The following is a 13,282-nucleotide window of genomic DNA, read 5'->3' as shown; positions in this document are numbered from 1 at the left end:
TAGCTTCATCATCTCTTGACAGCACTATACTAGAAACTCAAATAAATTGGGTTTATTATTTAAATACTCTCCGAAAAAATTTCTCTCTTGCATTCTGGAAATTAATGGTTTTAAATCTTCTTCATTTTCTAATTCAACCCCAACAACGGCAGGACCATTCTCTCTACTGGTTTTTTTAGAATATTCGAAAAATGTAATATCGTCATTTTCTCCCAAAACATCAATTACAAACTCTTTTAAAGCTCCAGAGCGCTGTGGAAAACGAACGATAAAATAGTGTTTTAATCCTCCGTGCAACAAGGCTCTTTCTTTAATCTCTGCCGTTCTAGTGATGTCGTTGTTACTTCCACTTACGATGCAGACAACATTTTTTCCTATGATTTTATTTTTATAGGTATCTAATGCAGCTATAGTTAATGCGCCAGCTGGCTCTACAACAATTGCATCTTTGTTATACATATCTAAAATAGTTTGGCAGATCTTACCCTCTGAAACAGTTATCATATCGTAAAGATTTTCTCTACATATTGGAAAGGTGAAATCTCCTACCTTTTGAACCGCTGCACCATCTACAAACTTATCTATAGTGGCTAACTTTACGATATCACCTTGTCGCATCGCAGTAGACATTGAAGGTGCTCCCTCAGGCTCCACCCCTATTATTTTGGTGTGAGGTGATAAATATTTAAAAACACTGGAAACTCCTGCTGCTAACCCACCACCCCCAACGGGTAAAAACAAGTAATCGATTGTCGCATTACTTTGTTCTAAGATTTCCAATCCTATAGTGCCTTGCCCTTCTATTATTTTTGATCATCAAAAGGATGCACAAATGTTTTCTGTAAGCTATTGGAAACGTATATTGCAGTATTAAAAGCATCATCAAATGTATCACCACTCAACTCGATGTCTACAAATTCACCACCAAACATCTTCACCTGTTCGACCTTTTGTTTAGGGGTAGTAGTGGGCATAAAAATGGTACCATGGATTTTCTTAATACTACAGGCAAGTGCTACACCTTGTGCATGATTACCCGCACTAGCACAAACAATTCCATTTACTAAATCCTCTTCCGGTAAAGAAGCTATTTTATTGTACGCTCCTCTAATTTTATAAGAACGTACTTGGTTTAAATCTTCTCTTTTAAAATAAATATTAGCTTCAAATTTATTCGTATACGAATAGTTTAAAGACAAAGGTGTTTCCGAAACAACTGCTTGCAAGGTAGTTACTGCACTTTTGATATCGGATAGTTTGGGATAATAGGATTGTACTTGTACTTTCATCTTATTGTAAAACAGGTTCCTCTACTTTGGTTTTAATAGACTTCATGGCAGTCATTGCAGTTCGTAATTGTTTACCGGTGATTTCTACAGGATGACTTCTAAGAGCATCATTTACCGCAATCAATTCCTGATTATTTACTGCAGTAGATCCTAAAAAAGAGTGCCCTATAACTTCTGTTGTTATTGTTTCCATAAACTCTACAAGCAATGGTCTACATGCATGATCAAATAAATAACAACCATATTCTGCTGTATCTGATATGATTCTATTCATCTCATATAACTTCTTTCTTGCAATAGTATTTGCAATTAACGGTGTTTCGTGTAAAGATTCGTAATAGGCTGATGCCGCTATAATTCCTGCATCTGTCATGGTTTCAAAAGCTAGTTCTACTCCTGCTCTAACAAAGGCAACCAATAACACTCCTTGATCAAAGTATGTTTGCTCCTCTATGATTGCATCCGTTGCATTTGTTTTTTCAAAACTAGTTTCTCCTGTAGCAGCTCTCCATTCTAATAAATCTTTATCGTTATTCGCCCAATCATCCATCATGGTTTTAGAGAAATGGCCAGACATAATATCATCCATGTGCTTTTGAAAAAGCGGACGCATGATTTCTTTGAGAGCTTCAGACAGTGTATATGCTTTTAGTTTTGCAGGATTTGACAAGCGATCCATCATATTAGTGATACCACCATGTTTTAATGCCTCGGTAATCGTTTCCCAACCATACTGAATTAATTTAGCAGCATAAGAAGGTTCTATTCCTTCGGCAACCATTTTCTCGAACGCAAGTATAGATCCTGTTTGCAAAACCCCGCAAAGTATGGTTTGTTCTCCCATTAAATCCGATTTAACCTCTGCTACAAAAGAAGATTCCAAAACCCCTGCTCTATGACCGCCTGTTGCATACGCATATGCTTTTGCTTGGGCAAACCCTTTGTTTTCAGGATCATTTTCAGGATGTACCGCAATTAATGTAGGAACACCAAACCCTCTTTTATACTCTTCTCTTACTTCTGATCCAGGACATTTTGGCGCTACCATAATAACCGTAATATCTTTTCGAATTTGCATGCCTTCCTCTACGATATTAAAACCGTGCGAATACGACAATGTAGCTCCGTGTTTCATAAGTGGCATAATGGCATGTACTACCTTAGTATGTTGCTTATCTGGTGTTAAATTACACACTATATCTGCCGTAGGAATCAACTCTTCAAAGGTACCTACTTCAAAACCATTTTTTGTCGCATTGCGATAAGACTGACGCTGCTCTTGAATAGCTTTTTCACGAAGTGCATAAGCGACATCTAAACCAGAATCACGCATGTTTAGTCCTTGATTCAAGCCTTGCGCTCCACAACCAACAATTACAATTTTCATCCCATCTAATACCGCTACTCCTTCCTTAAACTCTGCAGACTCCATAAGCCTACATTTACCCAATTGCGCTAATTGTTCTCTTAATGATAATTGGTTGAAATAATTTTTCATTTTTATGTGTATTTATTTTTTTTATTAGTTTTCGAGTTCTTTAAGCATAGTGGAAACTCGCATCTCAGATTTTGTAATTGCAATTCTACCCGACCGAACAAACTGCATAATACCGTGCTTATCAAGAATGTGATACAGTTCTTCAACTTCCTCCTTAGTTCCGGACTTCTCAAGCACAAAAAAGTCTTTATTAATATTTATTACTCTTGATTTACTACTATTAATTACCCTTTGAATTTCATCATTATCAATCAAAAGATCGCTACTTAGTTTAAATAAGCAAGACTCTTGATAAATAGTTTCTTCATCTTTGTGATAAAAAGCTTTTATTACCTCGACTTGCTTTTCTATTTGTCCTAAAATCCTTTTCACTTCATCCTCACGAAGCTTTACCAAAATAGTAAACCTAGATACGGACTTAATCTCAGATTTTGAAACATTAACACTTTCTATATTAATGTGTCTCCTTTGAAAAATCGATGAGATTCTATTTAATAAACCGATATTATTTTCTGTATATATCGATATGGTGTAGGTTTGATTTCTCTTCATAATTATTGTAATCTTATATCTGAAACCGAGGCTCCTGTTGGAATCATCGGGAAAATATTATCCTCCTTTTCTACACAAACCTCCAAAAAATAGGCCTCTTTCGATGCCATCATTTCTTTTACAGACATTTCTAATTCGTCTCTTTTTGTTACCCGCTTTGCCTGTAAATGATATCCTTTTGCAATGGCAATAAAATCGGGGTTTACCATCTCAGTAGATGCATACCTTTTATCAAAAAATAATTGTTGCCATTGGCGAACCATCCCAAGAAATTCATTGTTCAATACCACTATTTTAACAGCCGCCTTTGTCTGTAAAATGGTCCCTAGTTCTTGAATGGTCATTTGGTATCCTCCATCGCCTATTACCGCAACAACTTCTCGAGTTGGAGCTCCCATTTTAGCTCCTATAGCTGCTGGTAGTGCAAACCCCATAGTACCTAATCCTCCTGAGGTTATGTTACTCTTGGTTTTATTAAATTCTGCATAGCGACAAGCGAACATTTGGTGTTGTCCCACATCGGACACAATTATGGCATCCCCACCAGAGGCTTTGTTTATTTCTTTCATTACTTCTCCCATGGTTAACCCTTCTTTTTCAGGATACAACACATCTTTGATAACTTTATCGAACTCTATCGCATCGTGTCTCTTAAACTCTTGCAACCAAGAAGTATGTGAGTTATTTTTAAGTAATGGCAAAATAGCCCTCAAACTTTCTTTTGCATCTCCTAAAACGGCTACATCAGTAAGAACATTTTTGTCTATTTCTGCAGGATCAATTTCAAAATGAATAACTTGTGCCTGTTTTGCATATCGATTTAAATCTCCGGTAACTCGGTCATCAAAACGCATTCCAACAGCAATTAAAACATCGCACTCATTGGTTAAAATATTCGGACCATAATTTCCGTGCATACCAACCATACCAACATTTAAATGGTGTGAAGATGGGAGTGCTGAAAGCCCTAGAATAGTCCAAGCTGCAGGTATTCCAGTTTTTTCAATGAAAGCTTTAAACTCCTCTTCTGCTTGCCCTAAAATAACTCCTTGTCCAAATACAACTAACGGTTTTTTAGCGCTATTAATTAGTACTGCTGCTGCTGCTAAACTTGCTTTTAACACTTTTGTTTTTGGAACATAACTTCGAACTGAAGTACATGCTTTGTATGAAAAATCCAAATCGTCAAATTGTGCATTCTTTGTAATATCGATTAATACAGGACCCGGACGACCCGATCTAGCAATATAAAATGCCTTGGCTAAAACTTCCGGTATCTCTGATGCTTTTGTGACTTGGTAATTCCACTTGGTAACCGGGGTTGAAATACCAACAATGTCCGTTTCCTGAAAAGCATCCGTTCCTAGTAAATGTGCTCCTACCTGTCCTGTAATGCATACCATTGGTGTAGAGTCTATTTGCGCATCTGCAATACCGGTAATTAAATTAGTGGCTCCAGGGCCCGATGTTGCAATGGCAACCCCAACCTTACCTGTAGCTCGAGCATATCCCTGAGCAGCATGTGTTGCTCCTTGCTCATGCCTTGTAAGTACATGATTTAATTGGTCTTGATACTTGTATAATTCATCGTATACCGGCATAATAGCACCCCCTGGATATCCGTATAAAACCTCCACTCCTTCTGCCAACAAACACTTAATTACTGCCTCAGCCCCAGATATTCTCAGTGTTTGTTCTTGATGTTCTTTAGTTTTTGATTTTGTCTTTGTTGCCATAATATTTTACTTTGTGTTCGTAGCTTTAGGCTTTTGTTTCGTTATTAGTATTAAAATTCATCCGTAACACATCCGTTAGATGCAGAAGAAACAGTCTTTGCATATTTATACAAAACCCCCTTACTAACTTTTAATTCAGGAGCTTGCCAGTTCTTTTTTCTCTTTGCCAATTCTTCCTCAGAAACCTCTAGTGTTATGGTATTTGTTTCGGCATTCAATGCGATGATATCATCGTTTTGTACCAAGGCTAGAACCCCTCCCTCTTGTGCCTCTGGTGTAATATGCCCCACGACAAATCCATGCGTTCCTCCGGAAAATCTACCATCGGTTATTAAAGCAACATCTTTTCCTAAACCTGCACCCATAATTGCCGCTGTTGGCTTTAACATCTCTGGCATTCCCGGACCTCCTTTAGGACCTTCATAGCGAATAACTACAACATCTCCTTTCTTCACTTTTCCATCTCTAATCCCAGCGTTAGCCTCGTATTCTCCTTCGAAAACTATCGCCTTTCCTCGAAATAACAATCCTTCTTTACCCGTAATTTTCGCTACAGAACCTTCTCGGGCTAAATTGCCGTATAACATCCTGAGATGTCCTGTATTTTTTATTGGCTTTTCAATTGGCTTGATTACCTCTTGTCCCTCTGTTAAGCTTGGAACTTCTATTAAATTCTCGGCCAAGGTCTTACCAGTTACTGTTAAACAATCTCCGTGTAATAATCCTTTTTCCAACAAGTATTTAAGTACCGCTGGAGTTCCTCCTACCCTATGCACATCTTCCATTAAAAATTTCCCACTTGGCTTTAAATCTGCTAAAAATGGTGTAGTATCTGAAATCCTTTGAAAATCTTTTAGGGTAAAAGCAACACCTGCTGCTTTTGCTATTGCTAAAAAGTGCAACACTGCATTGGTAGATCCTCCCATTACCGTCACTAAACGCACGGCGTTTTCGAGAGATTTTCTAGTAACGATATCGGAAGGTTTTATATCTTTTTCCAATAAAACTCGTAAAACCTCTCCCGCACGAATACATTCTTCTTCTTTGTTAGAGCTGATAGCAGGGTTTGAAGAATTGTAGGGTAAACTCATCCCTAATGCCTCAATAGCAGAGGCCATTGTATTAGCGGTGTACATCCCTCCGCAAGCACCTGCGCCTGGACAGGCCTTTTCAATTACATTTTGGTATTGCTTTTCGTTAATTTTCCCAGCTACTTTCTCCCCCCAAGCTTCGAAAGCAGAAACAACATCTAGTTTTTTCCCATCATGACATCCTGATGCTATGGTACCGCCATAAACCAATACAGAGGGTCTATTTAACCTGATCATAGCCATTAAGGCACCAGGCATATTTTTATCACAACCAACAACCGTAACTAAACCATCATAAGACATTGCCTGCACAACAGTTTCCATAGAATCTGCAATAACATCTCTAGACGGTAATGAAAATCGCATACCTGGTGTTCCCATTGAAATACCATCCGACACACCAATAGTATTAAAAATCAAACCTACTAGGTTTTCATTTAAAGTTCCTTTTTTAACTAATTTGGCAAGACTATTCAAGTGCATGTTACACGGATTTCCCTCATAACCAGTGCTTGCAATACCAACAAATGGTTTTTCCAAATCTGACTTTGAGAGTCCGATAGCATGTAGCATTGCTTGGGCAGCTGGTTGGGTATCGTCTTGTGTTACTCGTTTACTAAATTTATTCAATTCCATGTTAGTATACTGCTCTTTTATTGCGAAGCCCAAGAACTTCTTGTTTATATAATTTCATTAATCGATATCCCAGTGATTGCTCCCATATTTGTGGAAAAGTATACGAATCAATAGATGCAAGTCCTACCACCTCAGCAGCAGTTCCTGTAAAAAATGCAGAATCAGCAGTTTTTAATTCTTCTATTTTAAAATCTCGTTCTACTACTTCAATACCTTCTTGTTGGCATAGTTCAATAATGGTAGTTCGTGTTATTCCTGCCATAATGTGACCTTTAGGAGGGGTAATTAGTTTACCGTCTTTTTCCATAAATATATTTGCTCCAGAACATTCCGCTACATTGTCATTCATATCGAGAAGTAAGGCTTCATCAAACCCTTCTTTTTTGGCCTCATTACTTGCTAAAATGGAATTAATGTAATGACCGGTAACTTTTGCTTCTACAACACATGATTTAGGATTTGGTCGTTGAAAAGTAGAGGTTTTCACTCGCAACAATTTACTTCCCATTAACTTTCCCCATTCCCAACATTGTATTACCAAATCGGAATCCTTTGCCGAGAAAACCCCCATGTTTACACCAGAAATCACCAGCGGTCTTATGTAGGCATTGCTGAGATTATTTTTTTGTAGCAACTCGTAGGTAATTGCAGTTAACTCTTCTACAGAATATTTAAATTCAATACCCATGACTTCCGCGCCAAATTGTAATCGTTCAAAATGAGCTTGTGGTTTAAATATTCGAGTTCCTTGCTCTGTAGCATAGGCTCTAATTCCTTCAAACACACCATTTCCATAGTGTAACGTCTGATTGTACAAACCCATGGAAGCATTATTTGCCTTTACAAATTGACCGTTATAAAAAATTACTGTTTTATCGTTGTAATACATTTCCGTACTATTTTCTATTCGAAATTATTTTATTGTTTTATTAATTCTTATACTATATTTAATTCAAAATGATTCCTAAAGCAGTTCAAAAAAATCTAAAAACCTAATTTACAGGTTTTTAACCCAGAAACTAAAATGATAGTCATACAAAAAAAAGCCTATATCAACGTTTTGATATAGGCCTTAAGTGGTAACATAAGTAATCTACATCAACTTGTCCATAAGCTAATAATGACAATAATAATGGCAATTACTTCTATGTGAAAAATTAGATTCATATGCTTCAAAAAAAACTTCCTGATTTCTCAGGAAGCTTTTAATATATTATTTATTTCAATACCTTTCCTGACTATTGCGAGAAGATCACAATAATAATTACAGAAATAATATTTAAAATATTTTTATTCATTTTGTTATTTTCGTGACAAATATATAATTATAATTTAAAAGTTATGTCTATCTGACAAAAAAAAATAAAAAAAATAAATTAGCTCGTTTAATTAATTTTTATTGCATACTTTTGCGGCGTATGCAAATAAATAAAAAACATAATACAACACCCAGTCTTCTAGTGCGGTAATGCCGGTACTAGTTTCTTTTCTATACTTTAGACATTGTATTATTTTTTATTTTTTATTTTGATTACCACAAATTTCACCTTTTTTAAACTATCATCAGCTATCGTAAAATATACGAAAGCACGGATATTCTCTATTCACTCTTTCACCACACGACGCCCTTAGGGGTACTATTTTTATTTAGGAACTTAGGTGCGCCCGGTTCTTTACTAATACAACACGATTACATTACTATTTTTCACCGAATTAATAACAAGCATGAAAATTGTTATTGCTAACAAAGCACATACTGTATACGCTGAAAAAATATGCAGTACTATTGAGGAAGCAGCTAAAAAAAGAGGCACTGGAATTGCAAAACGAAGTCCGGAATACCTTACTGCTAAAATTGTAAAAGGTCACGCAGTTATTGCACTAGACAAAAATACTTTTGCAGGATTTTGCTACATAGAATCCTGGGAACACGGAAAGTACGTCGCCAACTCAGGATTAATTGTTCACCCGAATTATAGAGGTATTGGACTTGCTAAAAAAATAAAAAAGCAAGTATTTATTTTGTCTAAAACTAAATTCCCAAAAGCTAAAATATTTAGTATTACTACAGGATTACCCGTAATAAAAATGAATAGCAATCTTGGATATAAACCGGTAACTTTTTCAGAACTAACAGAGGATCAATCTTTTTGGAATGGCTGTCAAACCTGTGTGAATTACGATGTTCTAAAAAGAACTAATAGAAAAATGTGCTTGTGCACCGGAATGTTATATGACCCTGCAGAAAACATCAAAAAAAGTGTTGTAAAAGACAAGGTTTTCAACCGATTAAAACAAATTAAAGAAAGTATTTATCTAAAAAAGAATAAAAAATGAAAAAACTAGTAATTGCTTACAGTGGTGGTCTTGACACTTCGTATTGTGCTTTGCATCTTTCCAAACAAAATTATGAAGTACATGCCGTAAGTGTTAATACCGGAGGATTTTCCATTGAGGAAATAAACACCATAGAAAAAAACGCCTATAAAATGGGTGTTAAAACCTACAAGAATATCAATGCAATAGAAAATTATTATACCAAAGTGGTAAAATATTTAATTTTTGGCAATGTGCTAAAAAATAACACCTATCCGTTATCCGTTAGTGCCGAAAGAATAGTTCAAGCCATAGAAATTGTCAATTATGCGAGGCATATTAATGCGTCTTATATTGCTCATGGAAGTACCGGTGCTGGAAACGATCAGGTACGTTTTGATATGATTTTCCAGACACTAGCACCGGAGATTGAAATTATTACACCGATAAGAGATAATAAATTATCTAGGCAAGATGAAATCAGTTACTTAAAAGATAACGGTATACACATGGCTTGGGAAAAAGCTAAATACTCTATAAACAAAGGATTATGGGGTACTAGTGTAGGTGGCGAAGAAACCTTGCATTCTAAAAATCCACTACCTGAGGAAGCATTTCCGTCGCAAGTGGAGGCAACAAAACCCAAGAAAGTAAGCATCACTTTTGAAAAGGGAGAGGTAGTAGCTGTTGATGGGGTTTTTAAAAACTCTATTGAAAATATTGAAAATATTAATGCCTTGGCATCCAAATATGGCATTGGAAGAGACATACATGTCGGAGACACTATTGTAGGGATTAAAGGAAGAGTTGGATTTGAGGCAGCAGCAGCACTATTGATAATAAAAGCGCACCACCTTCTTGAAAAACACACCCTAACAAAATGGCAACTACAACACAAAGACTATCTCGCAAATTTTTACGGGATGCATTTACACGAAGGACAATATTTAGATCCTGTAATGAGAGATATGGAAGCTTATTTCCAAAACAGTCAAGAAAAAGTTAGCGGAACTGTTTATGCCACACTTAAACCTTACCACTTCACCTTAGATGGAATAAGTTCCCCAAACGACTTGATGGATACAAAATTCGGAAGTTATGGAGAAACCAACACCAAATGGAATGCAGAAGAAGCAAAAGGTTTCATAAAGATTTTTGGCAATCAACAAAAAATTTACCAACAAATAAATAACGAAATATGATACAAGTAGGAATAATTGGTGGGGCAGGCTATACCGCTGGAGAACTCATTAGAATTTTACTGCATCACCCGGAGGCTACTATTAATTTTGTATACAGTACTTCCAACGCTGGCAATAAAATTGCAGCAGTGCATCAGGATCTTGTTGGCGTAACAGAACTACATTTCACAAACAGTATAAACCCGAAGGTAGATGTTCTCTTTCTTTGTCTTGGACATGGCAATTCAAAAAAATTTTTGATGGAAAACTCCTTTTCACAAAAGACGAAAATTATAGATCTCGGAAATGATTTTAGAGCACAACAACAGTATGAATTCCAAGGTAAACATTTTGTATACGGTCTTCCTGAATTGCATAAAACCAGTATTTCATCGGCGCAATACATCGCGAATCCAGGTTGTTTTGCAACAGCAATACAACTTGGCCTTTTACCGTTAGCCAAAGCAAATACATTGATCGACTCGATTCATATTAATGCAGTTACTGGTGCTACAGGAGCTGGAACTTCGCTCTCTCCAACAACACATTTTACCTGGAGAGATAATAATTTTTCGTATTACAAGCCATTTACGCATCAGCACCTAAGTGAAATCGAAGCGTCTGTACACTTACTTCAAAAAAACTTTAAATCGGAAATTTTATTTCTCCCAAATAGAGGAGATTTTTCAAGAGGGATATTTGCCACTAGCTATACCAAGTTTAAAGGATCTATTGACGATGCAAAAAAAATATATAAAACGTTTTACAGCAATTCGCCATTTACTGTTTTAACAGATACACCGCTGCACTTAAAACAAGTTGTCAACACGAACAAGTGCCTAATTCATTTGCATAAACACAAAGACAATTTACTAATAACAAGTGTTATTGATAATCTTCTGAAAGGAGCATCCGGACAAGCAGTTCAAAATATGAATTTAATGTTTGCACTTCCAGAAACTTGTGGAATCGAATTAAAAGCAACTTATTTTTAATAATAGCAGGTATGAAAATTGCAATTATAGGTACAGGAAATTTAGGAAAATCTATCGCTATGGGGCTTTTAAAACAAAAGGCTTTTACCAGTTTGTATTTAACAAAAAGAAATCTTGACGATCTGCGAGAATTTAAGAAATTAAACGGTGTAGTGGTAACTGAAAACAATCTGGAAGCAGTTCAAAATTCAGCGATTATAATATTCGCAGTACAACCGAGACATTTTGAAAATATACTCGCAAGCACCTGCGAAGTTTTATCGGAGAGACATTGCGTCATCTCTACCATAACAGGTTTTTCTATTGCAAAAATAGAGGCGATAATTGGCACAGGATTTCCAATTTTTAGAGTAATGCCAAATACTGCAATTGCCGTAGAAAAGTCAATGACCTGTATCAGTGCTAATTCTATAGCTTCACCTCAAATAGCAAAAGTAGAAGCTGTTTTTAAACTACTTGGTCATACTGTTATTATCCCTGAAAACAAAATGCAAGCGGCTACAGTAGTTTGTGCTAGCGGTATTGCCTTTTGGATGCGTTTGATTCGCGCTTCTTCACAAGCAGCAATACAATTGGGATTTGATGCAAAAGAAGCACAAGACCTAGCGATGTTCACCTGTGAAGGCACGGCTAGTCTTTTAATTGCAAATGGAAATCATCCAGAAGAAGAAATTGATAAAGTAACTACACCGAAAGGATGTACCATTGCTGGGCTAAATGCCATGGAAAATTTCGGCCTTAGCGCTGCTCTAATTCAGGGAATGGTAACCTCATTCGAAAAAATTAACAGCATAAAAAAAGAACAAATATGAGTTTATTTAATGTATACCCTGTATTTGATATTACTCCAGAACATGCAAAAGACGTATACGTATATGACGATAAAGGCAACAAATACCTTGACCTTTATGGTGGACACGCCGTAATATCAATAGGACATTCCCACCCTGTTTACATTGCGCAAATCAGTGCGCAAATAAAGCGAGTAGGCTTTTATAGTAATTCCATAAAAAATCCGCTTCAAAAAAAACTAGCATCTAAAATTATGGAATTATCGGGATGTAAAAATTACCAATTATTTTTATGTAATTCGGGTGCGGAGGCCAATGAAAATGCACTAAAACTAGCATCCTTTCACACCAAAAAGAAAAAGGTTATTGCCTTTAAAAACAGTTTCCATGGAAGAACCTCTGCTGCTGTAGCGGCAACAGACAATCCTAAAATAATTGCTCCAATAAATTCGCAACAGGAGGTCGTATTTATTGAATTAGGAGATAGCAAAACTCTCGAAAAAACATTAAAAAATGGAGATGTTTGTGCCGTTATTATGGAAACTATTCAAGGGGTTGGTGGTTTAGCGGAAGCATCTAGTAATTTTTATAAAAATTTAGAAATAGTATGTAAAAAATACAATGCCTTATTGATCGCAGATGAAGTACAAAGTGGGTTTGGAAGAACGGGTGATTTTTTTGCTTTCCAAAAACACGGAATAACTCCCGACATTATTTCGATGGCAAAAGGTATGGGGAATGGTTTTCCAATTGGCGGTATTTTAATAAGTCCTAAAATCAAAGCATCCTATGGGCTGTTAGGTACAACTTTTGGTGGAAACCATCTAGCATGTGCAGCTTCTTTAGCGGTTTTATCTGTTTTAGAAGACGAAAATTTACTAGAAAATGCAAGTAGTATAGAAAATTATTTTATGGATAGCGTACATACAATTCCGGGAATAAAATCTATTAAAGGCAGAGGACTTATGCTCGGGCTAGAATTTAATTTTCCAATCAAAGAATTACGTGAAAAACTACTATTCGAACATAAAATTTTTACCGGAAATGCAAAGCATCCTAACATCCTTAGAATACTTCCTCCCTTAACCATTAACAAAAAACATATTGACAAATTTATTGGCAGCCTACTATTGGCAGTAAACGACATAACTTTTTCCGAAAAAGAAAAACTAACTAATTTACTATAAACGCAATCCA

At 36.1% G+C, this 13,282-nt stretch carries 10 protein-coding genes and 1 pseudogene; 5 read left to right on the top strand and 6 right to left on the bottom strand.

Going from position 1 to position 13,282, the window contains the following annotated elements:
- Positions 1-24: 24 nt before the first annotated feature.
- The 6 genes and pseudogenes from ilvA to BSU00_RS01185 form a co-directional block, all read right to left on the bottom strand.
- A pseudogene (gene ilvA, locus BSU00_RS01210) lies at positions 25-1,289 on the bottom strand (threonine ammonia-lyase IlvA).
- Between the two features lies 1 nt (position 1,290).
- Positions 1,291-2,787 (bottom strand): ketol-acid reductoisomerase, encoded by a 1,497-nt coding sequence (gene ilvC / locus BSU00_RS01205; protein ID WP_105002770.1) that lies wholly within the window; start codon positions 2,785-2,787, stop codon positions 1,291-1,293.
- A gap of 24 nt (positions 2,788-2,811) precedes the next feature.
- Positions 2,812-3,339: an acetolactate synthase small subunit gene (gene ilvN / locus BSU00_RS01200; RefSeq protein ID WP_105002769.1), complete on the bottom strand. Its 528-nt coding sequence runs from the start codon at positions 3,337-3,339 to the stop codon at positions 2,812-2,814.
- A 2-nt stretch (positions 3,340-3,341) separates the two neighbouring features.
- Complete coding sequence (gene ilvB / locus BSU00_RS01195; RefSeq protein ID WP_105002768.1) at positions 3,342-5,075, bottom strand: biosynthetic-type acetolactate synthase large subunit; 1,734 nt, start codon at positions 5,073-5,075, stop codon at positions 3,342-3,344.
- Between the two features lie 50 nt (positions 5,076-5,125).
- Positions 5,126-6,802: a dihydroxy-acid dehydratase gene (gene ilvD / locus BSU00_RS01190; protein ID WP_105002767.1), complete on the bottom strand. Its 1,677-nt coding sequence runs from the start codon at positions 6,800-6,802 to the stop codon at positions 5,126-5,128.
- 1 nt (position 6,803) lies between these two features.
- Positions 6,804-7,691, bottom strand: a complete 888-nt coding sequence (locus BSU00_RS01185; RefSeq protein WP_105002766.1) for a branched-chain amino acid transaminase — start codon at positions 7,689-7,691, stop codon at positions 6,804-6,806.
- Positions 7,692-8,527: 836 nt separating this feature from the next.
- Here BSU00_RS01185 and BSU00_RS01180 point away from each other — a divergent pair.
- From BSU00_RS01180 to BSU00_RS01160, 5 genes are read left to right on the top strand one after another with little or no spacing between them, the layout of a single operon-like run.
- Positions 8,528-9,139 (top strand): GNAT family N-acetyltransferase, encoded by a 612-nt coding sequence (locus BSU00_RS01180; RefSeq protein WP_105002765.1) that lies wholly within the window; start codon positions 8,528-8,530, stop codon positions 9,137-9,139.
- Positions 9,136-10,320 carry an argininosuccinate synthase gene (locus BSU00_RS01175; protein ID WP_105002764.1) on the top strand — a complete coding sequence of 395 codons (1,185 nt, stop codon included), beginning with the start codon at positions 9,136-9,138 and terminating at the stop codon, positions 10,318-10,320. The genes BSU00_RS01180 and BSU00_RS01175 overlap by 4 nt, the downstream gene beginning before the upstream one ends.
- Positions 10,317-11,294 (top strand): N-acetyl-gamma-glutamyl-phosphate reductase, encoded by a 978-nt coding sequence (argC, locus tag BSU00_RS01170; RefSeq protein WP_105002763.1) that lies wholly within the window; start codon positions 10,317-10,319, stop codon positions 11,292-11,294. The genes BSU00_RS01175 and argC overlap by 4 nt, the downstream gene beginning before the upstream one ends.
- An 11-nt stretch (positions 11,295-11,305) precedes the next feature.
- Positions 11,306-12,106: a pyrroline-5-carboxylate reductase gene (gene proC / locus BSU00_RS01165; RefSeq protein ID WP_105003381.1), complete on the top strand. Its 801-nt coding sequence runs from the start codon at positions 11,306-11,308 to the stop codon at positions 12,104-12,106.
- Positions 12,103-13,272: an aspartate aminotransferase family protein gene (locus BSU00_RS01160; protein ID WP_105002762.1), complete on the top strand. Its 1,170-nt coding sequence runs from the start codon at positions 12,103-12,105 to the stop codon at positions 13,270-13,272. The genes proC and BSU00_RS01160 overlap by 4 nt, the downstream gene beginning before the upstream one ends.
- Positions 13,273-13,282 lie beyond the last annotated feature (10 nt).

The sequence above is a fragment of the Tenacibaculum sp. SG-28 genome (assembly GCF_002954385.1).
Lineage (GTDB): Bacteria > Bacteroidota > Bacteroidia > Flavobacteriales > Flavobacteriaceae > Polaribacter.
Note: the sequence above shows the minus strand (reverse complement) of the source record. Positions and strands in the feature narration are given on the sequence as shown.